Genomic DNA, 24562 nt, shown 5'->3' with positions numbered 1-24562 from the left:
CTGACGCCGTGTCCGCGGACGCGGCGACGAAGCGGGCCCGGTTGTCCCGCCGCTGGCAGCGGGACGTGCGCTGGAGCCCGTACGCCTTCGTATCGCCGTTCTTCCTGCTGTTCGTCGCGTTCGGCCTGTTCCCGCTGCTCTACACGGGCTGGGCGTCGCTGCACCAGGTGGAGCTGACGGCGCCCACCGACATGGAGTGGGCGGGGCTGCGCAACTACACGCGCATCTTCGACGACGACTTCTTCTGGAACGCGGCGAAGAACACCCTCACCATCGGCATCATCTCCACCGTTCCGCAGCTGCTGATGGCGATGGGCATCGCCCACATCCTCAACTACAAGTTGCGCGGCTCGACCTTCTACCGGGTCGTGATGCTCGCTCCGTACGCGACCTCGATCGCCGCCGCCTCGCTGGTGTTCGTGCTGCTCTTCGGCCGCGACTACGGAATGATCAACTGGGTTCTGCACCAGGTCGGCATCGGCAGCATCGACTGGCAGAACGGCGAGTGGGCGTCGAAGTTCGCCGTCTCGACGATCGTCATCTGGCGCTGGACCGGGTACAACGCGCTGATCTATCTGGCGGCGATGCAGGCCATCCCGCAGGACCTCTACGAGTCGGCGGCCCTGGACGGGGCCAACCGCTGGCAGCAGTTCTTCCATGTGACGCTGCCGTCGCTGCGGCCGACGATCCTGTTCACGTGTGTCGTGTCGACGATCGGGGCCAGCCAGCTCTTCGGCGAGCCGCTGCTGTTCGACGCGACCAAGGGCGCCTCCGGCGGCGCCGAGCACCAGTTCCAGACGCTGGGCCTGTACCTGTACGAGCAGGGCTGGGTGAACCAGCACCTCGGGCGGGCCTCGGCGATCGCCTGGACGATGTTCCTGATCCTCATCGTGATCGGGATCGTCAACTACGTCATCTCGCGCCGGCTGCGCGCCAGTCATTAAGGAGTTCCGGCCGTGACGACGACTGTGACGAAACCCCCGGCCGACGCGGTGGACCCGCCGCCGAAGCGCACCCGGGGCCCCAAGTCCGCCCGGGCGGGCGGGCAGTTGCACGCCGGGCCGATCGCGTACGTGATCCTGGCCCTGTTCACCGTCGGCTCGCTGTTCCCGCTGGTGTGGACGGCGATCGCCGCCTCCCGCGACAACAGCCGGCTGGCGCAGTCCCCGCCGCCGTTCTGGTTCGGTTCGGGCCTCCTCGACAAGCTGGAGGTGGCCTGGAAGGACGCCAACCTCGGTGAGGCGTTCCTCAACACCACCCTCGTGGCGGGCATTTCGGCGGTGACCATAGTCGTGCTGTCGACGGTGGCCGGGTTCGCCTTCGCCAAGCTGCGTTTCCGGGGCCGGAGCGCGCTGATGCTGATCGTGATCGGCACGATGATGGTGCCGCCGCAACTCAGCGTGATCCCGCTGTACATGATGGTCGCGAAGCTGGACTGGACCGACCAGTTGCAGGCGGTGATCTTCCCCTCGCTGGTGAGCGCGTTCGGTGTGTTCTTCATGCGCCAGTACCTGCTCCAGGCGCTGCCGGACGAGATCATCGAGGCCGCCCGCGTGGACGGCGCGAGCAGTTGGCGGGTGGTGTGGCACGTGGTCTTCCCGGCCGCGCGGCCCGCGATGGCCGTGCTGGGCATGCTGACGTTCGTACAGACCTGGAACGACTTCCTGTGGCCGTTCCTGGTGCTGACCCAGATGGGCAACCCGACCGTGCAGGTCGCGATCGCCGGCCTGGGACGCGGCTACACTCCCGACCAGTCCCTGATCATGGCCGGCGCGCTGCTCGGCACGCTGCCGCTGCTGCTCGTCTTCGCGATCTTCGGCAAGCAGATCGTGGGCGGCATCATGCAGGGCGCCGTCAAGGGCTGACGGCACCGGCCCGCCATGGTCCCCGTGCTTCCGGGGTGAGTCACCACCACCTCGTCCCGGATGTCCCTCCCCCCTTCCTCCAACGGTCTGAACGACCACCGATGGGAGCGCTTCCATGCCTGAACCCGTGACGCCGGTGACCTTTCCCTCCACCTTCCTCTGGGGCGCGTCGACCTCCGCGTACCAGATCGAGGGGGCAGTGCGGGAGGGCGGTCGCACCCCGTCGATCTGGGACACCTTCAGCCATACGCCGGGCAGGACGGCCGGCGGCGATCATGGTGACACCGCCGTCGACCACTACCACCGCTATCCCGAGGACGTGGCGCTGATGGCGGAGCTGGGCCTGGATGCCTACCGCTTCTCCGTCTCCTGGTCGCGGGTGCAGCCGACGGGGCGCGGCCCGGCCGTCCAGGTCGGTCTGGACTTCTACCGCCGTCTCGTCGACGAACTGCTGTCCCACGGCATCAAGCCGGCCGTCACCCTCTACCACTGGGACCTCCCCCAGGAGCTGGAGGACGCGGGCGGCTGGCCGGAGCGCGACACGGCGTACCGGTTCGCCGAGTACGCGCAGCTGGTCGGCGAGGCGCTCGGTGACCGTGTGGAGCACTGGATGACGCTCAACGAGCCCTGGTGCACCGCGTTCCTGGGCTACGCCTCCGGGGTGCACGCCCCGGGCCGTACGGAACCGGAGGCGTCCCTGAAGGCCGCCCACCATCTGAACCTGGCCCACGGCCTGGGCGCGACGGCCCTGCGGTCGGTGATGCCGGCCCGCAACTCGATCGCGGTGAGCCTCAACTCCTCGACGGTGCGGACGGTGTCGCAGGACCCGGCGGACCTGGCGGCGGCCCGCAAGATCGACGACCTGGCCAACGGGATCTTCCACGGCCCGATGCTGCACGGCGCGTATCCCGAGACGCTGCTGAAGGCGACGGAGGAGCTCACCGACTGGTCGTACGTCATGGAGGGCGACCTGGAGCTGATCAACCAGCCGCTGGACGCGCTGGGGCTGAACTACTACACCCCGGCGCTCGTGTCGGCGGCGGACGCCGAGGCACGGGGCCCACGGGCGGACGGGCACGGGGCGAGCGCGTACTCCCCCTGGCCGGGCGCGGACGACGTGATGTTCCACCAGTCGCCCGGCGAACAGACGCAGATGGGCTGGTCGATCGACCCGACGGGGCTGCACGACCTGCTCATGCGGTACACGCGGGAGGCGCCGGGCCTGCCGCTGTACATCACCGAGAACGGCGCGGCCTACGACGACAAGCCCGACCCGGACGGCCGCGTCCACGACCCGGAGCGGATCGCCTATCTGCACGGCCACCTGTCGGCGGTCCGCCGCGCCATCTCCGACGGCGCGGACGTCCGCGGCTACTACCAGTGGTCCCTGATGGACAACTTCGAGTGGTCTTACGGCTACGAGAAGCGGTTCGGCATGGTGTACGTCGACTACGCCACGCTGAAGCGGACGCCGAAGTCGAGTGCGCGGTGGTATTCGGGGGCGGCGCGGACGGGGACGCTGCCCCCGGTGGAGTGATCGCGGAGCCACCCCCATGCATTCCTCCGCCCTGCCCCTCGTCCGGGGCAGGGCGGAGGAATGTGCCCATACCGTGCGGCCCTCGGGTCCGCGCAGCCGCCGCCGGCGATCGGTTTGTTTCCGGCATGTTGAGAACCGTCCGTTCTTGAGTGGCCGAACATGAGCAGGCCTCACACTCCGCCGGGCACGGCTGAGCGCAAGGTGGGGCCTCCGCGGGCGGCACGGGTTTCGTGCGGCAGACGGTCGGCCGCATACGCATTCACCTGATCGAACACCGAATTCGACATGATCACGCGACTTTTGAAGCGGAATCATTAACTCCAAAATCACGGTATTGCGTTTGCCCGCTTTACCCCGTTGGCGGGCACCCGACGAAGAGCGCGATCAGGCCATCACGCATCGCCGCCGGCATGCAGGAGAATGTGGCAACCGGACGGCGCACCGTGATATGTTCTGTGCGTTCGTTATCGAACGGACGATGCTCTTCGGCGAATCATGAATGGCACTTGCGTACGGCCCTCCGGCCACGACAACGGGGAGAGTGCTTGCATGGGTACGGCCGCAAAACGCCTGATGGGTCCGCCCTTCCTCGCCGCACAACGGGACATTTCCAGCATCGGCCCACGGGCCTGAAGCTTCTTCAGCAGAGCGTCATCACATCGCATTCCCCCTTTGCCGCAACGGTGCGGCCTGCCGTGCTGTCTTGACATGCGCAGCGCGGTCACAGGAATGCGTAAGTGAACTTTCCGTTTACCTTCCAGTTACCCGTCAGGGAAATTCGCGACGCGGCAGAACACGCTTGACAGGCAGAGAACGCATATGCCAGGGTTCTTTGCGCCGACCCTCAGAGGGAAGGACAGTTTTAGGTGCCGTCAGAGGTACGCAGTGAACGAGAAAAGTCACCGCTCCACCCGCACGTCACCAAAGTTGTCATTCCGGTAGGAGGCCTCGGCACTCGCTTCCTTCCGGCCACCAAGGCCATTCCCAAGGAAATATTTCCGCTCATCGACAAGCCCGTCATCCAATACGTGGTGGAGGAAGCCGCCTCGGTCGGGCTGACGGACATCCTCATGGTCACCAGCCGTAACAAACGGCCGTTGGAAGACCATTTCGACCACAACGTCGAAATCGAAGAAGCGCTGTCCCGCAAAGGCGACGAGACGCATCTGGACCAGGTGCGCGAGTCCAGCGACCTCGTGACGCTGCACTACGTCCGCCAGGGCGCACCCAAAGGCCTCGGTCACGCACTCCTGTGCGCGGAATCGTATGTGGGGAACGAGCCGTTCGCCGTCCTCCTCGGCGACGACCTCATCGATCCCCGCGATCCCCTGCTCGCCCGCATGATCGCCGTACAGGAACGATTCGGCGGCAGCGTGGTCGCCCTCATGGAGGTCGATCCACGCGATATGCATCTGTACGGATGCGCAGCCGTCTCCCCCACCGGCGAGGCCGATGTCGTGCGCGTCACCGGCCTCGTGGAGAAACCCGGTCCAGGCGAGGCACCCAGCGCCTGCGCCGTCATCGGCCGCTTCGTGCTCCACCCCGGCATTTTCGACGTGATCCGCGGCACCGGCCCCGGACGCGGCGGAGAGATCCAGCTCACCGACGCGTTGGACAGCCTCTCCCGAACCAGGGCAGCGCCCGTGCACGGAGTTCTCTTCTCCGGCCGCCGCTACGACACCGGCGACCGGGCCGACTACGTGCGCACCATCGTCCGCCTGGCCTGCGAACGCGACGATCTGGGGCCGGACTTCCGAGCATGGCTGGCCGCGTTCGTCTCGCACGACTTTCACGAGACAAGGTGAACTCAATGCCCTCTGGCTCCCTCCAAGAGACCCCGTTCCCCGACTCCTCCCACGGCGACGAGAGCGACGCACTCGCCCTGGCCCGGCTCGTGCTCGCCGGGGACGACCGGACCGTAGAGGCTCTCAGGCCGCAGGCCGGCGACGCGGACCCCGAGCGGTTACCGCTGCTGACCGGCGCGGAGGCCGTGGCCGCACTGCTCGCCCACGCCGGCGTCCACAACGTCTTCGTCTACGCCGGAACCTCCGAACTGGCGCTCTGCGACGCGCTGCACCGCACCGAAGGCGTCCAGCTGTCCAACGGACGCGGTGACAAGGAGTCCGCCTTCATGGCCGCGGGCGCCTCCCTGACACAACCGGGCCGGGGCGCTGCCCTGCTGCACGGCGCACGCGGGCTCACCAACGCCACCGGAGCCGTGGCCGACGCCCGGCGCAACGAGGTGGGGGCCCTGTTCCTCGTCGGCCTTCCCTCCAGCGGCTCCGTCCGCTTCCTGCCGCCGCACGGCGAACACGGCCTGATCCACGGCATCGGCACGTTCGCCGACTGGTCGTGGCAGGCCCCGCCCGTGCCCAAGCGTCCCGGCGAACGCCGGGCGTCGGCCGAGCGGTTCGTGGACCGGCTCCGGGCGAGCCTGGCCTTCTGCACCACACCGCCGTACCGGCCGGCACTCTTCGGTATCCCCCAGGATGTCGCCGAAAGCCGCTGGATACCGCTCGACGCGCTGCTCACGACCCCGCCCGCCGCACCGGCCACCGATCTCAGGCAGCCCGCGCTGGAAGCGCTGCTGAGCGAGCTGCGGCAGGCCCGGCGCCCGCTGTTCCTCCTCGACGACTACGCGCTGCACCACCCGGGGACACGCCCCGCGCTCGACCGGCTGAGCACCATGACCGGCGCGGCGGTGCTTCAGGTGCGGTACCGGCGGGGCCCGATGCTCTTCGAGCGGTTGCGCAGCGAGGAGGTCACGAACTTCGCCGGCTGGCTCAACCCCTTCAGCGCGGCACACCGCGCCCTGCTCGCCGAGTGCGACCTCCTGGTGACGGTGGAGGACCGCAACATCTACGAACGAGTCGTCGGCCCCCTGCCCGACTGCCGGAAGGCGGCGGTCAACACCGACTCCGCCAAGGTCCTCAAGAACGAGTACCTGCGCGACGACGAGCCACTGGCCGTCGGCGAACCGGCCCTGATCCTGACGGAGTTGGCCGACCGGCTGAGCGCCGCCGGGGAGCCGGCGCCCGCGCCCTGGTTCCCGGCGCAGGCCCTCGCCGAGCACATGGTGAGCCCCGAGCAGGCCACCGGCGAGGTCCAGGACGGACGCCGCGCCGTGGCCCGCGCGCTCGCCTCGACCCTCGCCTCCTGGGAACGGCCCGCACTCGTCGACGACAGCCAGATGTTCGGCGGGCTGCTCTCCGAGCACTACGACGACTTCCCGCAGGGGCTGCGGGTCTTCGGCGACCACGGGGCGTTCGTCGGCGGCGGGCTGGCGTACGCGACGGGCCTGGCCCTCGGGGACAAGGACGCCCGGGTGATGTGCACGCTGGGCGACCAGGCCTTCACCAACTCCTTCCAGGGGCTGGTGGCCGCCGTGCAGGACCAGGCCCAGGTGCTGTTCGTCGTCTGCAACAACGGGGAGTCCGTCTCGCTGAACAAGCAGGCCGACGCCTCGTACGGCACCTCGGACCGTTCGTATCTCGCGAACGTCGGACACATGGCGTACCACCAGGTCGCCGAGGCCCTCGGAGTGCCCGCCCAGCAGGTGGTCGTCCCCCTCGGCGGCTCGCCCGCGGCCGTGCAGGCGGCGGTGTCCCTCCTGGCGACCGTGCTGGAGAAGAGTGCCGCCGTACCGGGACCCAGCCTCGTCGAGATCGTCCTGCCGTCGGATCCCGACGTGTGGAAGGGCATCTGGATCACCCAGGGCTTCGAGGAGGCCACGCCGGCGGAGCGGGAGAACGCCTCGGCGGAGCAGGGGAGCGTGGCGGTGGAGCAGGAGAGCGTGGCGTGAGGGAGGGGCCGGCCACCCCTGCCGGGGGACCGGCGCCCCGGCTGTCGGGGACCGCGGGGCCGCAGCGGGCACGGATCGCCCTCAGCGTGGTGTTCTTCGTCAACGGGGCCCTGTTCGGCAACTGGGTGCTGCGCATCCCCGCCGTCAAGGACCACGTCGACGCGGGCACCGGCCCGCTCGGGCTGGCGCTGCTCGGCATCGCGGTCGGCGCCCTGCTGTCCAAGCAGATCTCCGGCCAGCTCGTCGCCCGGTACGGGAGCCGCCCCATCACCGTGCTCGGCATCACGCTGAGCTGTCTGGCCCTGATGCTCCCTGCGCTCGCCGGGAACATCGTCACCCTCGGGCTCGCCCTCATCGGCTTCGGCGCGGCGATGGGCATCGTGGATGTGGCGATGAACGCCCACGGCGTCGCCGTACAGGACCGTATGGGCCGTCCCGTGCTGTCCTCCCTGCACGGGGTGTACAGCATCGGCGGGCTGCTCGGCGCGCTGACCGGCGGGGCTGCCGAGGCCCGTGGGCTGTCCCCGCTGGTGCACTTCGCTCTCGTCGCCGCGGTGCTGGGCGGCGCCGCCCTCGCCGTGTCGCCCTGGCTGCTGCCCGCGAGCAGCGATGTCGCTCCGAGGGCTGCCGAAGGCGGCTGGGCCAGGCTGCCCGCCGAGCGCAGGCTGCCGCTGGTGCTGCTGGGCTTCGTCGGCCTGTGCGGTATGGCCGGAGAGGGTGCCGTCGGCGACTGGGGCGCCATCTACCTGCGCGACGACCTCGGCACCAGCGCCGAGTTCGCCGCCGTGGGCTACTCCGCCTACTCCGTCGCCATGGCGGCCGGGCGCCTCCTCGGCGACCGGTTCCTGGGCCGCTGGGGCGACGTACGGGTGGTGACGTGGGCGGTGACGTTCGCGGGCTGCGGGTTCGCCGCCGGTCTGCTGGCCGGGCATCCGGCCGCGGCCGTCTGCGGGTTCGCGGCGCTGGGGACGGGACTGTCCGTCGTGGTGCCCGCGGTCTTCTCCATGGCCGGACGGATGGGCGGACCGGCCACAGGCCCGGCCATCACCGTCGTGTCCAGCATCGCCGGCACCGGATTCCTGGCCGGGCCTCCGCTCATCGGCTTCCTCGCGGAGCTCACCGGCCTGCCCGCGGCGCTCGGCGTGGTGAGCGTGCTCGCGCTGGGTGCCGCGGTCCTTCTGCACTTCGCCACCTCGGGGCCCCGGGCAGCCACCGGTCCGCCGCCTGCCCGTGCCGCCGACCCGCTCCCCTGATCGCCACCCGAAAGGAACGCCTGTGGCTCAGCTCCGTCCCAGCGACCCGGAGGTCCTGGCGACCGCCGTCGTCGACAGCGTCGTGGTCGTCTCCGACCCCGACGCCCGCCGCTCCGGCCTCTTCTACTGGGAGATGGCCCGCCCGTGGACCGAAGCCGTCGTCGCCGCGGTCAAGAAGGCCGAGAACGCCGAGATCCGTACGCTGGGCGAACGCCTCGCCGAGGACCCGGCCACCCCTGACCACTACCACCGGTTGCGCACCGCCCTCCTCGACCAGGCCGACCTGCCCTCCACCGCTCCCCTGTTCGACGCCGCGTGGGAGGCGGAGTGCAACTCCCGCATCGGCTTCCACCTCGGCGGGCGGCACACCCGCGATGCCGAGCCGGTCTCCGTGGAGGAACTGCGCGCCCTCCCGCCCGGGCCCGCGCTGCCCCCCGGAGCGGACCCCGAGGTGCTGATCGTCGTACCGTTCCGGGACCGCGACACCGGCGGCGCCCGGCTGCGCAACCTGCTGGCCTGTCTGCTCGCCCTGCGCGACCAGTCCTTCCCCCGCGACCGCTACCAGGTCACCGTCGTCGAGTCCGACGACTCCCCGCGCCGGCGCGAGGCGATCACACCCTTCGCCGACCACTACCTGTTCGCCCCCAAGGCCGGGATGTTCAACAAGTCCTGGGCGGTCAACGCGGGCGTGGTCAACACTCCGGGCCGCAACGAGGTGCTGTGCATCCTCGACGCCGACGTCCTCGCCGACCGGGACTTCGTCGCCCGCAACGCCGAACGCTTCCGCTCCCCCGGCGTCGGCGGCCATATGACGTACCGGAAGATGAGCTGCCTGGACGGCCCCACCACCGCCTGGGCCATCCGCGAGCGGCTCCAGCGCGGGAGCGCCGAGGCCGGCGCCGACGGGCTTCGCGCCTTCCAGTTGCGCCGCCCGCCGGGCTGCTGCCTGTGGGTGCGCACCGGGACCTTCCACCGCATCGGCGGCATGGACGAGCGGTACGAGGGGTGGGGCGGCGAGGACAACGACTTCGTCTACCGCTTCGACGTCGCCGCACCCTTCTTCAACCACGACGACTGGATGCTGCACATGCAGCACCCCCCGGCGTCCCTCCTCAGGGACGACGGCGAACTCGTCAACGCCCACATCCCGCCGCTGAGCTGGCGCCCCGAGGGGCCCATCGGCCAACTGGACCGCTTCGCCACCGAGGCCACCGAGGCCACCGTGGAATCCGCCGCATCCGTCGAACCCTCCGAACCCGCCGCCAAAGCCTCCGCCGAACCCGCCTCCGGGAGCTGACGATGCCGCCCTCTCCCGGATTCCAGAGCGAGGTCGTCGTCATCACCGGCCTGTCCGGGGCCGGACGGAGCCTCGCCGCCGACCACCTGGAAGACCTCGGCTGGTTCGCCATCGACAACCTGCCGCCCAAGCTGGTGCCCAAGGTGGTCGAACTGGCCCAGGCCCCGAAGTCGTCCTTCACCCGGGTGGCCCTGGCCGTCGGCACCGGGCACCACCAGGACGAGGTACTGCCCATGCTGGCCTGGCTGCGGTCGTCCGGGGCCAGGGTGCGCGTGCTGTTCCTGGAAGCGGCCACCGACGTCCTCGTACGGCGCTTCGACCACACCCGTCGCCGCCACCCCCTGGCCGACGGCGACGAACAGCACCTGGTCTCCGCCATCGACCAGGAGCGCCAACTGCTCGCTCCGGTGCGCAACGAGGCCGACATGGTGCTCGACACCAGCGCGCTGAACGTCCATGAGCTGCGGCGCAGGCTCGGCACACTCTTCGCGGACGCGGGGAGCGGCCAGGGCGTGCAGATGACCGTGCTCTCCTTCGGCTACAAGCACGGCCTGCCGCTGGACGCCGACATCGTCTTCGACTGCCGGTTCCTGCCCAACCCGCACTACGTCGAGGAACTGCGCCCGCTGACCGGGCTCCACCCGCCGGTCAGTGAGTACGTCCTCGCCCAGAGCACCGCCCAGTCGTTCCTCCAGGACGCCGAACGAATGCTCGGCCGGCTGCTGCCCGCCTACATCGACGAGGGCAGGGCGTACCTGACCGTCGCCCTCGGATGCACCGGCGGTCAGCACCGCTCGGTGGCCATGGCCGAGCAACTGGCCGTCGTCCTGCGCCCGCTGGGCGTCACCCCGGGCGTCCTCCACCGGGATGTCCACAAGTGAGCGCCCGGGAACACCGTCCCCGTGTCGTGGCCATGGGCGGCGGGCGCGGCCTCACCGCCACGCTCCGGGCCGCCCGCCGGTACGCCTCCCACACCACCGCCATCGTCGCCACCGCCGACGACAGCGGCTCCACCGGACGGCTGCGCAGCGCGCTCAGCATCCCCGCCCCCGGCGATCTGCGCCGTTGTCTGACCGCGCTTGCGGGCGCCGAGGACGAACCGCTGGGCCAGGCACTGGAGTACCGCTTCAGCGGCACCGACGTGGAGGGCCACGCCCTCGGCAACCTGCTGCTGGCCGGGCTCACCGCGGTCACGGGCGACTTCCTGGCCGCCACCGTCCGCACCGCGGCCCTGCTGGGCCTGGACCCGGAACAGGGCCAGGTGGTCCCGGCGACGGTCGAACCGGTCGACCTGAGCGCCGTCACATCGAACGGCACCCGGATAACCGGGCAGTACGCCATATCGAAGACGGCCGGCATCCGCCGCGTCGAGCTCAGCCCTCCCGGAGTCAAACCACCCGACGGCCTCGCCCGGACGATTCACGACGCGGACCAGGTGGTGCTGGGTCCCGGCTCCGTCTACACCTCCCTCCTCGCGGCCGCTCTCGTCGACGACCTCCACGCCGCCCTCGCCGCGACCCGCGCCCAACTCGTCTACGTCTGCAACCTGGAGCCCGAGGTGGCCGAGACCCAGGGATACGACGTCGCCGCACACGTCGACGCGCTGTGCGCCCACGGCGTCGAACCCGACCTGGTGCTGGTGCACGACGGCGGCCCCCTGTCCACCGGGGACGTCGGCGTCCCCGTCGTCCGCGCCGACCTCGTCCGCTCCGATCCCCAGTACGGCACGGCTCACGACAGCGTCAAGCTGGCCGCCGCGCTCGCGACGGTCCTCCCGTAGCTCCCGTACTCCCGATACTCCCGTAGCTCCGTAGCTCCGTAGCTCCGTAGTTCCCGTCCCGGAGGTATCCGACATGGCGTTCTTCACCCTGGCCTGCGCCTTCCACGACACCGAACGGCTCATCGACAAGACACTGCCGCTGGCGATCCGCTCCCTCACCCACCCCACCCGGCACGACTTCGAGGTGGTGCTGGTCGCGGAGCGCTCGTCCGACGAGGCCGTCGCCCGGCTGCTGCCCCGGCTGGCCGAACTCGGCGTGGACGAGCTGCGGTTCCGCCGCACCCACCGGCACGCCTTCTCCGGCGCCCCGTCGAACAACTTCCACGGCAACCACTTCACGACCACCAGCCCGTACCTGATCACGTTCACCGACGACACGTTCATCTACAAGACGGACGAGACCTTCGACGTCCTGGACGCCACCGCGCGGATCTTCGAGCAGAACCCGGAAGTCGTCCTCGTCAGCAAGGTGGACGACCACGAGGAGTGGGACTGGCCGCTCACGGACGTCGGGCCGGAGATCGAGCCGGGGGTCCGTTCCGTCAACCGGGTGGTGGACCAGCTCATCGCCTACGACACCGCCCGCTTCGCCCCCGTCGCGCGGCGGCTCGGCGCCTTCGACCGGGACACCTTCGTCAGCCACGAGGGGTTCGAGTACCAGTGGGAGAACCTCGCCAGCCATGTCGGCACCTCCGGCGAGCGCAAGATCGCCTACCCGGAACGGTGGCCGCTGCGGGTCCGCCACAGCGACCTGCGCAACCAGCCGGGTTCCATGCACGGCACCCAGGACGAGGACGTGAAGCTCAAGTGCTTCGAACGGCTCTGGGAGAGCCACGGCCTCACCAAGTGAGGTGATCCGTGCGGCTTACCCCTTCGCGGTGCTGTGCGCCCGCTCCTGCCCGAAACTCGTCAACCTAAGGAGTTGTGACAAACCATGTCCCCTCAGACCCTGTTCCTCGGCGCCGCCCTGACGGTGCCGCTCGTACTCATGGCCGGTCCGGCCACCGCCGCCTCCTCCGGGGCCGATGTCAGGACGGATGTCAGGGCCGATGTCAGGAGCGCCGCGGAGTGCCCCTCCGGCGGCTCGTTATGCCTCTACAGCGGCACGAGCTTCGCGGGCGAGCGGTTCACGGTCGCCTCGGCCGGCTCGGGCGGCGTCTGCGTCAGCCTGGTGGACCACGGCTGGGGCCAGCGCGCACACTCGGCGATCAACACCCACAGCAGCAATGCGGCCATGTTCCAGAGCGACGACTGCCTCGGCCAGCCCTACGCACTGCCCGGCAACTCCAGTCTGGGCGACTTCGGTTCCTTCACTCCGCAGAGCGTCTGGGTGCCGGCCGGCTGACAACTTCTCCCCCCTTCCCGGGAACTTCTCACTCCACGCGCACGACAACCTGATTACGGCGGTTCGGTCCGCGCCCCGGCTCAACGGGCGTGGACCGCACGGCTGTTGTCCGCAAGGCCCCACAGAAACACGGAGTGTCCAGTGCCCCTGTCCGACCAGCTCCAGACCGGCCGCTCCACCACGGCGACGGCGGTGTCCCTCGCCGCAGTGCTGCTGGGTTCCTTCGCCCTCACCGCCTGTGGCGGCGACACGAGTGACTCGGGGGCGGGTGACTCGAAGGCCTCCTCGGAGAAGAACTCGGAGAAGGACTCGGGGAAGGACGACGAGATGGCGATGGACGGCATGGAGGGCATGGACATGGGGGATCCCGACGCCACGCCCGCGAACGAGATCAAGGGTGCGGACCTGAAGGAGGGCACGTTCGTCGTGCTCGACACCGCTCCCCCGGACTCCGACGGCGTCAAGGGCACCGCCTGGCTGGCCCAGCACGACGACGGCACCACCGTCACGGTGATGCTCAGCGGCCTCGAACCGGGCACCGAGTACATGTCCCATCTGCACGCCCAGAGTTGCGCGAAGGACAACGGGGGCGACCACTTCCAGTTCAAGAAGGGCGGCCCGACCACCCCGCCCAACGAGGTCCATCTGGCCTTCACCGCCGGTGACGACGGCAAGGCGATGATGACGGTGAACAACGACACCAAGGTGGGCGACGGGGCCAGGGCGATCGTGGTGCACCCCGCCAAGGCGATGGACAACAAGCTCGCATGCGCCGACTTCTGATCACCCTGCTGGTGGTGTGCGCGGGAGCACTCTCGGCTCCCACCCCCGCCCTCGCGCACACCACCCTGCTCCGCGGCTCCCCGGGCCCCGGTGACTCGGTGGCCCCCGGCCTGAAGGTGATGGCGCTCACCTTCGGCCCGCTGCTGGAACCCTCGCCCGATGCGGTCGGGATCACGGGCCCGAGCGGCACGGAGGTCGCGTCCGGTGCCCCCGTGGTGGTGTCCGACGGCGGTGACGGCGGTGACGGCGACGGGAACGACACGCTGTGTCTCGCGGTCGACGCGTTGGACGAGCCGGGAACGTACACCGTGTCCTACTCCCTGCGCAGCGCGGACGGCGACCCGTTGGAGAGCGCGTTCCAGTTCGCGGTGGACAAGTCGGCCGGCGCGGCGACCGCCGCACCGGAGTGCTCCGGGAAGACCCTCCCGGACCCGGGCACCGCCTCGGGAACAGCCGGAACGCAGGAGCAAGGGCAGGAACAAGCGGAGGCACAGGGACAGGGGCAGACAGAGAGCGCGGACACCGGCGCCGTTTCGGGGCTGTCCGGTACACAGTGGGCGATCGTGGGTGGCGGAGCGGGAGCGGCGCTACTGTTCGCGGCGTTCATGCTGCTGGCGGAAGGCCGCCGTGGAATCCCGCCGCGCAGGCACGAGCACTGATCGCCAACTCGGGCACTGCTGTTGCACACGCGCACGGGCGAGGACCTCAGTCGTGGCACGGAGCCGGGGGTGCCGCTGTTGGCGGCGACGTAGAGGCGCCGTGGTGGGGCGCGACTCAGGGGGGTGCCACGCCCCGCGGGGTCGGCGGGGCGTGGCTGGTCGACACACGCCTAGCCGACGTCACTCACCCGCGAACAGTTCTTCGACTTTCGAAGCGACCAGAGAGCGGTCGAGCCAGATACCCAGGACCTCCAGGTCGGTGCACGACGTGACCCGCTCCCGGACCGGCTCCGAGACCTCGATGCCACGCCGGTCGAGGACCCGGAGGATGTCCTCGGCACGGCCCTTGGCGCGCCCCTCGGCCTCGCCCTTAATGAGGGTTTCCTCGATGAGGGTGCCAGAGCCAGGGAAACGGGGAGTGTACGTGGCCATCAGTTGCCTCCACAGTGCACGGGCCGGGATGTCGCCCAGGCCGACTTCGGTGAATTCCGCCCAACGCTGCGCGGTCTCGCCGCCGGTGTTGGCCACTGCCGCCGCCAGCGCGTCCAGTATCGCAGGGAGACCCGGATCCTTGGCGTGGGCGAGCGCGGAGAAGACGGCGAGGGCGAGGTCCTCGGTCGCCTCGTCCGGGTCGGTGACCGCGGGAACGTTGCCCGGGCCCAGGACGAGAGGGAAGACCGCCATGCTCGTGTGAACGGGCAGGCCGACACGAACGGGTTCCGCCGCCCAGGACGCGGTGGCCTTGTCCCGGCAGACGACCAGCAGGATCGGGGGCAGTTGGTACTTGGCGTACAGGTGCGCCAGGTAGTACGTCCAACTGTTCGGCTTGTCCGGGTCCGGCTTGCCCTGGGCCTCGACGGCGAGCAGGAAGCCGCCGTCCTCGGCCGTGTCGACCCGGAACAGGGTGTCGACCCGGCGGGCCAGCGGCCGGATCTCGGTGAGATCCGTGTCCAGGGGCTGAATCGCCGCGGGCTCGGGGAAGGGGATGCCCGCCTTCGGGAGGACCCGAGCGAAAAGCCCTGGGTCATCCCGGAAGATGTGGTGCATCGCTTCATGCGCTGAGCTGACCATGTGACGGAATGTAGCGGGGAGTTGGGGTCGTGATGGGCAGTTATGGGGCGCGTTCAGCCATATGAGTGAATGTGCCTCTGGCCTATGCCAACCCTGTGCCAGCCCTGCCGACCCCCACCTCGAACCACGTGGCGGCCGTCCTCGTCGTCAACGGCAGGGGACGTCGCAGACAAGCAGGCCAAGAGGCGTCGGGGTGTGCTCAGTTCAGAGGAAGGAACGGGGGCGGCTGAACGCCGAGGTCAGGCGGGAGCGCAGCCCCGGGTGTCTGCGCCGTCGTACCGGCCCACGGTGGGCCCGCCCCCGCGGCGACCGTGCCCGGCCGTCCAGCTGGATCCAGATCCGTACCTCCGTGCCACCCAGCACAGACGAGCCGATCCGTACGTCACCGCCCGTCGACTCGGCCAGCCGGCGCACGATGTCCAGGCCCAGCCCGGTCGAGCCGTCGCTGCCGGAGCCGCGCCCGCGCGCCATCGCCGCCTCGGGGTCCGGGATGCCGGGGCCCGCGTCGGACACCAGCACGATCACGGCGTCCTCTCCGTTGTGCACGTCCACCGCGAAGGCCGTGCCTTCGGGTGTGTGCCGGAAGACGTTGCCGAGCAGGGCGTCGAGCGCGGCGGCCAAATCGGTGCGGGCGACGGGTATGCGGACGGGGCGGTCCACGCCCGCGAGCCGTACCCTCCGCCCCTCGTCCTCCGCGAGCGCCGACCAGAACGCCATGCGTTCACGGACGACCTCCGCCGCGTCGCAACCAGCACCGGGACCGGGCGCCGCCGTCTGTGGCGTGGCCTCCCGCGCCGTGCGGATGATCGTGTCGACCTCGCGCTCCAACTGCTCGACCGCGGCCCGGGTCTGTTCGGCCGCCGGACCGTCGCCCAGCGAGGCCGCGTTCAGCCGCAGCACGGTCAGCGGCGTCCGCAGACGGTGGGAGAGGTCGGCCGCCAGCTCCCGCTCGTTCGCGAGCAGTTGGACCACCTGGTCGGCCATCGCGTTGAACGCCGTCGCCGCCAGGCGCAGTTCCTTCGGCCCCTCCTCGGGGACCCGCGCCCCCAACCTCCCCTCCCCCAGTTCGTGCGCGCTCTCGACCAGACGCCGTGCGGGCCTGACCATGCGGACGCCGAGCCGGTCGGCCACCGCGACCGAGCCGGCGATCAGTGCCACGCCCACTCCGGCGAGCACCGCCCATGCCGCGGCCACACCCTTGCCGACCTCGGACTCCGGCACGTATACCTCGACGACCGCTATCGCGCCGGAGCCGATCGCGGTGGGCTGGAGCAGCGTGGAGCCGCCGGGCACCTGAGTGGTGGAGGCGCGGCCCAGTCCCCGGACGGTGGCGACGTCCGCGTCGGAGGCGCGCTGCCGGCCGAGGTCGACGGCCCGCTCGCCGTCGCCCGCCGGTATGTGCACGGCCATCCCGTCGTCCAAGCCGGCGGAGGCGACGACCCGCTCCAGCTGCTCCCGGTCGGTGGTGATGGACAGCGCGGGCGCGACCGCGGCGGCCTCCCGCTCGGCGTTCGAGAACGCCCGGTCGCGCGCCAGCTCCTTGATGACCAGCCCGAGGGGCACGGCGAAGGCGATCACGACCATCGAGGTCACCGCCACGCACACCTTGACCAGCGCCCACCTCATGGCATCCGCTCCGCCCTCGGTGGCTCCAGCTTCACACCGACCCCGCGCAGGGTGTGCAGATAGCGCGGCCTGGCCGCCGTCTCGCCCAACTTCCGCCGCAGCCACGACAGATGGACGTCAATGGTCTGGTCGTCCCCGTACGACTGCTGCCACACCTCGGCGAGCAGTTCCTTGCGGGCCACGACCACACCCGGCCGCCCGGCGAGGAACGCGAGCAGGTCGAACTCACGTCGCGTCAGGTCCAGTCGTACGCCGTCCAGTTCGGCCTCACGGCGCAGGGGATCGATGGCGAGGCCGCCGACCCGGAGCACCGTCGACGGCGGTACGTCACCGGCGACCGGCCGGGCCCTGCGCAGGACGGCCGCCATGCGCGCGGACAGGTGCTCGACCGAGAACGGCTTGGTCAGATAGTCGTCCGCCCCCGCGTTCAGCAGCCGGACGATCTCCCTCTCGTCGTCCCGCGCGGTGGCGACGATCACCGGCACGTCGGTGATCCCGCGCAGCATCTTCAGAGCCTCGGACCCGTCCAGATCGGGCAGTCCGAGGTCCAGGATCACCAGGTCGAAGCGGACATGGGCGACCTCGCGCAGCGCCTCCAGCGCCGTACCGACGCTGCGCACGGTGTGCGAGGCGTCGGTCAGGTGCCGGATCAGCGCCGAGCGTACGAACTGGTCGTCCTCGACCACGAGCACACGTGCCATGCGCCGCACCGTACGCCATACGGGCAAGGCCGGTTGGGGCCTGTGGACAACTCCCCGAGGGCAGAGGACAGAGGACAGTCGTGGGACTCGTGGTGCAGTATGGCCGCGATGCGCAGAGGACTCGTCCACTTACTGGCCTGGCTGCTCGCCACGGGAGCGGCGGTCACGCTGTCGTGGTGGGGTGTCCACTCGGTGATGGCGGGCACCGCGTACGATCCGCCGCGCGCCCTGCCGATCACGGCCGGCGACACGACGGAGCAGGACCCGCAGGCACTGGCCCCGGCCACGACCCCGGCCACGACGAGACCAGGCGCGCGCCCGGAGCCGTCGACGAGCGGCGAGCCGGCGGCCGGCGGCGAGGAGAAGTCGCGGAAGGACCGCCCCACCACACCGTCACCGACCCCTCCGCCCGCCAAGAAGCCCAGTCCCACTCCGAGTCCGACGGCCTCCGGCCGGATCAGGAGCTACGACACGGAGGGCGGCCACGTCGTCTTCTCGCTCGACAGGACGTACGCGACGCTCGTCTCCGCCACGCCGGCCTCGGACTGGTCGATGCAGGTCTGGAAGACGGAGACGTGGATCCGTGTGCAGTTCGCCTCGGGCGCGGAGCGGGTGTCGGTGTTCTGCACGTGGCACAACAGCGCGCCGCGCGTGGACATCGAGACCTACTGACCGGGCCCCGGCCCCGGCCCCGGCTCCAGCGCACGGCAGACGTCTCAGCGGAACACGGACGGTGGAGGCGGAGGTGACGCCACCGCCGCCACGTCCGTCACCGGCACCGCCCCGCCCGTGAAGTCGCGGAGCGTCCTGCCGTGTTCGACCCGCGCGGGGTGCGGGTCGCACGCGGTGAGGCGGGTGAGTTCGGCGACGGGGAGCGGCCGGTCGGAGCCGGCGAGGACGGCGTTGCCGAACCGCTTGCCCCGCAGCACGGCCGCGTCGGCGACCAGCGCGAGTTCGGGAAAGACGGCCGCGGCCGTGGCGATCTGGCCGCGCAGATGGGCGAGGGGAGGGCCGTCGGCGAGATTGGCGGCGTACCAGCCACCGGGCTTCAGCACCCTGCGGACGTCGGCGAGGAACTCCGTGGACGTCAGGTGCGCCGGAGTCCGTGCCCCGCTGAACACATCCGTGATGACCAGGTCCGCCCACCCGTCGGGCACCTTGGCGAGCCCTTCGCGGGCGTCGGCCGACCGCACCCGGATGCGGGCGCCCGGGTCCAGCGGCAGCTCACGCCGGACGAGTTGGACGAGTGCCGCGTCACGTTCGACGACCTGCTGGGTGGAGCGCGGGCGGGTGGCGGCGACGTACCGGGCGAGGGTGAAGGCGCCGCCGCCGAGGTGCACGGCGTGCAAGGGTCTGCCGGGCGGGGCCGCGAGATCGATGACGTGGCCGAGGCGGCGCTGGTACTCGAAGGACAGGTACGCCGGGTCGTCGAGGTCGACGTGCGACTGCGGGGCACCGTCGATCAGCAGGGTCCACGCGCGCGGCCGGTCCCGGTCGGGCATCAGCTCGGCGAGCCCGCCGTCCACCGTCTCGACGACGGCCGCGTCGGCCGCCTGTCCGCTCCGCGCCTTCCGTGACCTGCCCATCCCGCCATTATCGGGGGTCTTCGGGAGGGCCGACTCGGCGCCCTAGCGGCAGTTGTCCGCCGCCTCGATCAGCCGGGCCGCCTCCCCGAGGGCCGCGCGCAGGACCGCCGGGTCGGTCGCGAGGTCGGCCTCACCGGGCGGGAGCAGCCAGTCGGAGCCCTCCTCGGGGGCGAGGTCCGCGCCCCGGCCGTCGGACTGTGTGCACGTGCTGCCGGGCACGTCCCAGGCGTCGGCGGTACCGGGCGGGACGAGGAAGCCGAGGGTGTCGCCGCCGTCGTCGTGCAGCACCGGGCCCACGGCCGGAGGGACGGGGCCCGTGGCGTCGACGGCACCGCGGCGGAGGATGTCGACCGCCTCCAGGCCCTGCCGGGCGGGGACGGTCACGAGGTCGCACGCGGAGGACTGCTGCGTGGGCGGGGAGCTGTAGCCGGGGGTCGGCCAGTTCCCCGCGGTGGCCGCCGGCGAACAGGGAGTCCGCGAAGCGGAAGTCGGCGAACAGGGTTCGATGCTTTTCATCCCGGCTTCCACCACGTGGGCCTCTCCTCCAGCGAGCGGGGACTCGGGAGTTCGGGCGGCTCCCGGCCATGTTGTCCAACGTGCGGGTTCGTCAACGGCTACGGCGGAAGTGCGCCGCAAAGGATGGCAGTTCATGGCAGATCGAGTACGAGTTATCCGGTTTGTGGCCAAACCTCGCGTGGCGGCACCCGCCGGGCTAGTACGTTCGTGCCCCGCCGGACGCAGGGAACCAACCGTGAACCACACGGACAACTCTCCGCGAATCCGGCATGGTTCGACGGTTCGCGAGAGAGGGCCCGCCCATGGCGTCGTCATCGGTGACCTCGTCCCCGTCCCCGCGGCAACCACGGCCGAACCTCGCCTTCCGGAAGCTGCGCGGTCAGCGCTCACCGGGCGAGTTCGCGGCCGCGGTGCGGCGGGCCGCGCGTGAGATCGGCGAGCGGGTGAGCTGCGACGCGCGGTACGTCGGGCGGGTCGAGTCGGGAGAGATCCGCTGTCCCAACTACGCGTACGAGCGGGTGTTCCTGCACATGTTCCCCGGCCGGACTCTGACCGACCTGGGTTTCGCTCCCCGTTCTGCGGTACGCGGCCGGGGGGCGCGTACCGAGGAGGAGGACCCCTCCTCGCGCACCGAGAACCTGTCGTACGCCCCGCATGAGACGGATGGGGCGTGTGAGCCGTATGACACGCAAGAAACAGACCAGAACCACGAGGAGAGCGACGTGCAGCGTCGCGCATTCATGACTGGCGGTACCGCCACTGTGGCGGCCGTCTCACTGGGCCCCCTGACGTACGGCGGAGCAGCCGCCGCGGCGGGGCGGCCCGTGCGCCGGGTGGGCTCGTCCGAGGCGGGGGCGCTCGAAGACGCCGTACGCCGGATCCGGCTGCTCGACGACCGGCACGGGGCCGACGGGCTGTACCGGAGGGCGGCGGCACCGCTGCGGACGGCGTACGCACTGCTCGACGCGGGGGCGGCGCGGCAGGCCACGACGGACCGGCTGTACGCGGGGGCCGGGGAACTCGCCATCTCCGTGGGGTGGCTCGCGCACGACTCGGGCCGCTTCGACGACGCGCGCTCGCACTACGCGGAGGCACTCGCGACGGCCCGGATGTCGGGGGATCCGGGCCTGGAAGCGCACGCGTTCTGCAACACGGCGTTCCTCGCACGCGACGCGGGCCGTCCGCGTGAGGCGGTGCGGGCGGCACAGGCCGCACAGCGGGTGGCCCGGCCACTGGGCTCGCCGCGGCTGATGTCGCTGCTCGCGCTCAGGGAGGCCGGGGGCTGGGCCGGGCTGGCCGACCGCACCGGGTGCGAGCAGGCGCTGGCCCGTGCGCAGGCCCTGTACGAGCGGGGCCCTTCGGATGCCGACCCGGAGTGGATGACCTTCTACGGAGAGGCCGAACTGGAGGGACTGGAGGCGCAGTGCTGGTCCACGCTGGGCGACTGGCCGCGCGCGGCCCGGCACGCGCGGCGCGCCGCCCGTCTCCAGGACCCCCACTTCACACGCAACATCGCCCTCTACACGGCCGAGCTGGCCGACGACCTCGCGCGCGGGGGGCGTCCCGACGAGGCGGCCGCCGCCGGGATGGACGTCCTCGACCTCCTCGACGAGGTCCAGTCCTCCCGTATCCAGACGATGCTGGCGGGCACGGCCAGGGTGCTGCTGCCGCACCGGCGCGCGTCGGGGGTGTCGGCGTTCCTGGAGCGGCACGCGGCGCTGCCGCGGATGACGTGAGGGAGCCGGCCCCGCGGAGGGACCGACGTGCGCGGAGGGCTACACGGACAGGTGTGAGTGCTACGCGGTCAGGTGTCCCGTGTCGTTCCACGACTCGATCGCCGGCTCCCCGTAGGCCCAGCCCAGCACCGACAGCGACGTGGGGTTCAGGCGGATACGGGCCGCGAAGTCGATGCCCTGGCCCAGCCAGCGGGCGGCTATGGAGCGCAGGATGTGGCCGTGCGCGAAGACCAGAGTGTCGCGGTCGGCGGAGCGGGCCCAGGCGACCACCTCGTCCGCGCGCGCGGAGATCTGCTCCAGGGTCTCGCCCTCGGGCACGCCGTCGCGCCACATGAGCCAGCCGGGGCGTACGGCCTGGATCTCGGCCGGAGTCATCCCCTCGTACGCGCCGTAGTCGCACTCCATCAGCGTGTCCCAGGGGGTGGCCCGGTCGCCGAAGCCGGCGAGTTCGCAGGTTTCCCGCGCGCGGGAGAGGGGGCTCGTGCGGACCTCGGCGTCGGGGAGGCCGTCCAGGGGCGACCGGTGGAGGCGCTCACCGAGCAGTTTGGCGCCGTGCCGGCCCTCTTCCAGCAGGGGGATGTCCGTCCTGCCGGTGTGCCGCCCGGCCAGTGACCATTCGGTCTGGCCGTGCCGGGCCAGCAGGATGCGCGGTGCCATGAGGAGGGGCCTTTCCAGGAGCTGTACGAAACCGCGGGAGCTGTGGGAAACCAGCGGCGGATCGCTCCATCATTGCGCACGCTTGCACGGGGCAACCCAGTGGGCGATCTCTGCGTCTTCGACAACCGAGGCGCCGAAGCGGTTGCCAAAGACTTATGAGGTGCTCGGAAACGGCACTTGTATACACCGTAAAATCGGGCGGGCCACCTGAAGCAGTGGCCAAGGGCCACGCTCGCAGATGGGGGAGGACGATCGGATGCCGCAATCCGATGCATCGCGTACCGAGGTGGCATCGCAGGTGCGGCTCCGCTGGTGGTCCGAACTGCCGCTGCTCGTGCTCGTGTACGCGCTGTACTCGGCCGGGCGGCTCCTCGCCCGCGGCGACGTCTCCACCGCCGTCGACCACGGCCTGGCCATCCTGCGCGTCGAGAAGGCCCTCTGGCTCAACGCGGAACACCCCCTGAACCGTCTCTTCACCCGCGAACCCTGGCTCGGCATACCCGCCGACTTCTGGTACGCGTCCCTGCACTACCTGGTCACGCCCGTCGTCCTCATATGGCTCTTCAGGTCCCGCAGCCACCTCTACCGCGCGGCCCGCACCTGGCTGATGACGTCCACCCTCATCGGACTGATCGGCTTCACCCTCCTCCCCACCTGCCCGCCCCGCCTCCTCGCGCCCGAGTACGGCTTCGTCGACACGATGGCGTACTACAGCTCGTACGGCTGGTGGGGCGGCGAGGCGAGCGCGCCGCGCGGGCTGGGTGGGCTGACGAACCAGTACGCGGCGATGCCGAGCCTGCACGTCGGCTGGGCCCTGTGGTGCGGTGTGATGCTCTGGCGGCACGGCGGCACGCGCACCGCCAAGGTCGCCGGTGTCCTGTACCCGCTGATCACCACGATCGTCGTGATGGGCACCGCGAACCACTACTTCCTCGACGCGGTGGCGGGCGCCGCCGTGATGGGGGTCGGACTGCTGCTGACCCCGCTGGTGATGCGGCTCGCGGACCGGGCATGGGCGGGGCTCCGGGCGCGGTTCGAGGGGCGGTTCGGCGAAGCCCTCGGGGGGCGGCTCGCCGGTCGGCCCACTCCCGTCGCGGACACCTCTCGGGGCGCACCCGCCCCGATTGTCGGTGGCGGATGCCAGACTTCCACGGGTGAGCGAATTCCACGGCAGCGCGAGTCCACCGCCGAGCCGAGTGCCGCCCCCACGGACGCCGGGGACAGCGCTCGGGCCCCGGCTCGCTGAGCTGCGCGGACCCGAGGTACAGCCCAAGGCGCTGGACGCCCGCGCCCTCGCGGCCCTCGCCGCCAACCCGGGCTGCAGACGACGCGCGCTCCTGGACGGGGCGGGTGTGAACAAGACGGCGCTGGCGAGCGCGCTCGGCTCCCCCTCCGCCTTCGGCATGTCGCAGTTCGCCTTCATGCGGGGCAACGCGTTCGAGGCACGCGTCAAGGCGGACGGCGGCGCGGAGCTGCTGCGGCTGGTGCACGAGAAGCTGGACCCCTCCGCCGAGCCGCCGACCGAAGCGGCCACCCCCGACCTCGCCGCGATCGGCCCCCAGGGACGCGCGGCCCGTACGGCACTGGCGCTGCGCGAGGCCTCCGCATCCGGCGGCTGGGCGCTGCTCGACCACCCCATGCTCGTACTCGACGTGGCGGGCTCCCCCGCGTTCCTGGAGCCGGACGCCGTGGTCGTGCACCCGGACGGGTCGTGGACGGTCGTCGAGATCAAGTCCTTCCCGATGCTCGACGGTGCCGCGGACCCGGCCAAGGTGGGCGCCGCCGCCCGGCAGTCCGCGGTGTACGTGCTGGCGCTGGAGGAAGTCGCCTCGCGCCTCGAAACCCCGGCTGAAGTGCGGCACCGCGTGCTGCTCGTGTGCCCAAAGGACTTCACCAACCTCCCGACGGCCGCTGCCGTGGACGTCCGCAAACAACGGGCGGTCACGCGCCGGCAGTTGGCGCGCCTGACCCGTGTCGAGGAGATCGCGGACGCCCTCCCCGAGGGGACCTGCTTCGCCCCGGACCTCCCCCGGGAGCAGCTGACCGCCGCCGTCGAAGCCCTCCCCGCGGCATACGCGCCCGAGTGCCTCGCCGCCTGCGAGCTGGCCTTCCACTGCCGCGGCCGCTCCCGCGAGGAGGGCGCGGTGACGTCCCTGGGCCGGTCGCTCCGGGCCGAGCTGGGCGGCCTGACAACGGCGGAGGACGTCCTGGCGGCGGCCCACGGCATGGCGGGCGACCCCGAGGACCCGACGGTGGCGGCCCTGCGGAGGGCCGCGGACCTGCGGGCGGAGGCACTGAGTGCGGCCGCCGCGCGCGCGGAGGGTGCCCGGTGTCACTGACCGCACGGC

23 protein-coding genes are annotated in these 24562 nt (G+C 71.1%); 17 read left to right on the top strand and 6 right to left on the bottom strand.

What is annotated here, in order from left to right:
* Positions 1-8: 8 nt before the first annotated feature.
* The 13 genes from FPZ41_RS15280 (at position 9) to FPZ41_RS15215 (ending at position 14321) form a co-directional block, all read left to right on the top strand.
* Complete coding sequence (locus FPZ41_RS15280) at positions 9-944, top strand: carbohydrate ABC transporter permease (RefSeq protein WP_322620260.1); 936 nt, start codon at positions 9-11, stop codon at positions 942-944.
* 12 nt (positions 945-956) lie between these two features.
* Complete coding sequence (locus tag FPZ41_RS15275) at positions 957-1865, top strand: carbohydrate ABC transporter permease (RefSeq protein WP_322620258.1); 909 nt, start codon at positions 957-959, stop codon at positions 1863-1865.
* A 115-nt stretch (positions 1866-1980) separates the two neighbouring features.
* Positions 1981-3402 carry a GH1 family beta-glucosidase gene (locus tag FPZ41_RS15270; RefSeq protein WP_152862926.1) on the top strand — a complete coding sequence of 474 codons (1422 nt, stop codon included), beginning with the start codon at positions 1981-1983 and terminating at the stop codon, positions 3400-3402.
* Between the two features lie 866 nt (positions 3403-4268).
* On the top strand, positions 4269-5207 hold the full coding sequence (locus FPZ41_RS15265; protein WP_322620257.1) for a UTP--glucose-1-phosphate uridylyltransferase: 939 nt from the start codon (positions 4269-4271) through the stop codon (positions 5205-5207).
* 5 nt (positions 5208-5212) lie between these two features.
* Positions 5213-7204, top strand: a complete 1992-nt coding sequence (locus tag FPZ41_RS15260; RefSeq protein ID WP_194236098.1) for a thiamine pyrophosphate-binding protein — start codon at positions 5213-5215, stop codon at positions 7202-7204.
* Positions 7201-8457: an MFS transporter gene (locus FPZ41_RS15255; protein WP_194236097.1), complete on the top strand. Its 1257-nt coding sequence runs from the start codon at positions 7201-7203 to the stop codon at positions 8455-8457. The genes FPZ41_RS15260 and FPZ41_RS15255 overlap by 4 nt, the downstream gene beginning before the upstream one ends.
* 22 nt (positions 8458-8479) lie before the next feature.
* Positions 8480-9754 (top strand): glycosyltransferase, encoded by a 1275-nt coding sequence (locus FPZ41_RS15250; protein ID WP_322620256.1) that lies wholly within the window; start codon positions 8480-8482, stop codon positions 9752-9754.
* 2 nt (positions 9755-9756) lie between these two features.
* On the top strand, positions 9757-10635 hold the full coding sequence (rapZ, locus tag FPZ41_RS15245; protein ID WP_152862920.1) for an RNase adapter RapZ: 879 nt from the start codon (positions 9757-9759) through the stop codon (positions 10633-10635).
* Positions 10632-11534, top strand: coding sequence for a gluconeogenesis factor YvcK family protein (locus tag FPZ41_RS15240; protein WP_194236096.1), 903 nt, complete (start codon positions 10632-10634; stop codon positions 11532-11534). Before rapZ ends, FPZ41_RS15240 begins: the two co-directional genes overlap by 4 nt.
* Before the next feature lie 73 nt (positions 11535-11607).
* Positions 11608-12384 (top strand): hypothetical protein, encoded by a 777-nt coding sequence (locus tag FPZ41_RS15235; protein ID WP_152862916.1) that lies wholly within the window; start codon positions 11608-11610, stop codon positions 12382-12384.
* An 84-nt stretch (positions 12385-12468) separates the two neighbouring features.
* Entirely contained in the window at positions 12469-12879 is a 411-nt protein-coding gene (locus tag FPZ41_RS15230) for a peptidase inhibitor family I36 protein (RefSeq protein WP_152862914.1), read from the top strand.
* A gap of 141 nt (positions 12880-13020) precedes the next feature.
* Complete coding sequence (locus tag FPZ41_RS15220; RefSeq protein WP_194236095.1) at positions 13021-13662, top strand: superoxide dismutase family protein; 642 nt, start codon at positions 13021-13023, stop codon at positions 13660-13662.
* Positions 13647-14321 carry a copper resistance CopC family protein gene (locus FPZ41_RS15215; protein ID WP_152862913.1) on the top strand — a complete coding sequence of 225 codons (675 nt, stop codon included), beginning with the start codon at positions 13647-13649 and terminating at the stop codon, positions 14319-14321. The genes FPZ41_RS15220 and FPZ41_RS15215 overlap by 16 nt, the downstream gene beginning before the upstream one ends.
* Positions 14322-14501: 180 nt before the next feature.
* On the opposite strand, the gene FPZ41_RS15210 is transcribed toward FPZ41_RS15215, so the two are convergent.
* The 3 genes from FPZ41_RS15210 to FPZ41_RS15200 all read right to left on the bottom strand — a co-directional run bounded on the left by FPZ41_RS15210 (position 14502) and on the right by FPZ41_RS15200 (position 17719).
* Complete coding sequence (locus FPZ41_RS15210; RefSeq protein ID WP_152862911.1) at positions 14502-15392, bottom strand: RpnC/YadD family protein; 891 nt, start codon at positions 15390-15392, stop codon at positions 14502-14504.
* 204 nt (positions 15393-15596) lie between these two features.
* Positions 15597-17018: a HAMP domain-containing sensor histidine kinase gene (locus tag FPZ41_RS15205; RefSeq protein ID WP_152862909.1), complete on the bottom strand. Its 1422-nt coding sequence runs from the start codon at positions 17016-17018 to the stop codon at positions 15597-15599.
* A complete protein-coding gene (locus FPZ41_RS15200; protein ID WP_152862907.1) occupies positions 17015-17719 on the bottom strand; it encodes a response regulator transcription factor in 705 nt (234 codons plus the stop codon). Before FPZ41_RS15200 ends, FPZ41_RS15205 begins: the two co-directional genes overlap by 4 nt.
* Before the next feature lie 108 nt (positions 17720-17827).
* Here FPZ41_RS15200 and FPZ41_RS15195 point away from each other — a divergent pair, with 108 nt between their 5' ends.
* Positions 17828-18391: a hypothetical protein gene (locus FPZ41_RS15195; protein WP_194236094.1), complete on the top strand. Its 564-nt coding sequence runs from the start codon at positions 17828-17830 to the stop codon at positions 18389-18391.
* 44 nt (positions 18392-18435) lie between these two features.
* Here FPZ41_RS15195 and FPZ41_RS15190 read toward each other — a convergent pair whose 3' ends face one another.
* Together FPZ41_RS15190 and FPZ41_RS15185 are read right to left on the bottom strand one after the other, a co-directional pair.
* A complete protein-coding gene (locus FPZ41_RS15190; protein ID WP_152862904.1) occupies positions 18436-19305 on the bottom strand; it encodes a spermidine synthase in 870 nt (289 codons plus the stop codon).
* A 42-nt stretch (positions 19306-19347) separates the two neighbouring features.
* Complete coding sequence (locus FPZ41_RS15185) at positions 19348-19821, bottom strand: hypothetical protein (protein ID WP_228022744.1); 474 nt, start codon at positions 19819-19821, stop codon at positions 19348-19350.
* A gap of 302 nt (positions 19822-20123) precedes the next feature.
* Between FPZ41_RS15185 and FPZ41_RS15180 the strand changes: the two genes are divergently transcribed.
* A complete protein-coding gene (locus FPZ41_RS15180) occupies positions 20124-21557 on the top strand; it encodes a hypothetical protein (RefSeq protein ID WP_152862903.1) in 1434 nt (477 codons plus the stop codon).
* 60 nt (positions 21558-21617) lie between these two features.
* Here FPZ41_RS15180 and FPZ41_RS15175 read toward each other — a convergent pair whose 3' ends face one another.
* A complete protein-coding gene (locus tag FPZ41_RS15175; RefSeq protein WP_152862902.1) occupies positions 21618-22214 on the bottom strand; it encodes a histidine phosphatase family protein in 597 nt (198 codons plus the stop codon).
* A 256-nt stretch (positions 22215-22470) separates the two neighbouring features.
* On the opposite strand from FPZ41_RS15175, the gene FPZ41_RS15170 reads away from it, so the two are divergent.
* Positions 22471-23460 (top strand): phosphatase PAP2 family protein, encoded by a 990-nt coding sequence (locus FPZ41_RS15170; RefSeq protein ID WP_152862901.1) that lies wholly within the window; start codon positions 22471-22473, stop codon positions 23458-23460.
* Positions 23411-24553: a hypothetical protein gene (locus tag FPZ41_RS15165; protein WP_322620259.1), complete on the top strand. Its 1143-nt coding sequence runs from the start codon at positions 23411-23413 to the stop codon at positions 24551-24553. Before FPZ41_RS15170 ends, FPZ41_RS15165 begins: the two co-directional genes overlap by 50 nt.
* The last annotated feature ends 9 nt before the right edge of the window (positions 24554-24562 follow it).

Source organism: Streptomyces acidicola, assembly GCF_009377235.1.
Lineage (GTDB): Bacteria > Actinomycetota > Actinomycetes > Streptomycetales > Streptomycetaceae > Streptomyces > Streptomyces acidicola.
Note: the sequence above shows the minus strand (reverse complement) of the source record. Positions and strands in the feature narration are given on the sequence as shown.

Coding starts and splice junctions, on each gene's coding strand:
- FPZ41_RS15270 (WP_152862926.1), top strand. CDS start 1,981: ATGCCTGAACCCGTGACGCCGGTGACCTTTCCCTCCACCTTCCTCTGG.
- FPZ41_RS15260 (WP_194236098.1), top strand. CDS start 5,213: ATGCCCTCTGGCTCCCTCCAAGAGACCCCGTTCCCCGACTCCTCCCAC.
- rapZ (WP_152862920.1), top strand. CDS start 9,757: ATGCCGCCCTCTCCCGGATTCCAGAGCGAGGTCGTCGTCATCACCGGC.
- FPZ41_RS15235 (WP_152862916.1), top strand. CDS start 11,608: ATGGCGTTCTTCACCCTGGCCTGCGCCTTCCACGACACCGAACGGCTC.
- FPZ41_RS15230 (WP_152862914.1), top strand. CDS start 12,469: ATGTCCCCTCAGACCCTGTTCCTCGGCGCCGCCCTGACGGTGCCGCTC.
- FPZ41_RS15215 (WP_152862913.1), top strand. CDS start 13,647: ATGCGCCGACTTCTGATCACCCTGCTGGTGGTGTGCGCGGGAGCACTC.
- FPZ41_RS15210 (WP_152862911.1), bottom strand. CDS start 15,392: ATGGTCAGCTCAGCGCATGAAGCGATGCACCACATCTTCCGGGATGAC.
- FPZ41_RS15205 (WP_152862909.1), bottom strand. CDS start 17,018: ATGAGGTGGGCGCTGGTCAAGGTGTGCGTGGCGGTGACCTCGATGGTC.
- FPZ41_RS15200 (WP_152862907.1), bottom strand. CDS start 17,719: ATGGCACGTGTGCTCGTGGTCGAGGACGACCAGTTCGTACGCTCGGCG.
- FPZ41_RS15195 (WP_194236094.1), top strand. CDS start 17,828: ATGCGCAGAGGACTCGTCCACTTACTGGCCTGGCTGCTCGCCACGGGA.
- FPZ41_RS15190 (WP_152862904.1), bottom strand. CDS start 19,305: ATGGGCAGGTCACGGAAGGCGCGGAGCGGACAGGCGGCCGACGCGGCC.
- FPZ41_RS15185 (WP_228022744.1), bottom strand. CDS start 19,821: ATGAAAAGCATCGAACCCTGTTCGCCGACTTCCGCTTCGCGGACTCCC.
- FPZ41_RS15180 (WP_152862903.1), top strand. CDS start 20,124: ATGGCGTCGTCATCGGTGACCTCGTCCCCGTCCCCGCGGCAACCACGG.
- FPZ41_RS15175 (WP_152862902.1), bottom strand. CDS start 22,214: ATGGCACCGCGCATCCTGCTGGCCCGGCACGGCCAGACCGAATGGTCA.
- FPZ41_RS15170 (WP_152862901.1), top strand. CDS start 22,471: ATGCCGCAATCCGATGCATCGCGTACCGAGGTGGCATCGCAGGTGCGG.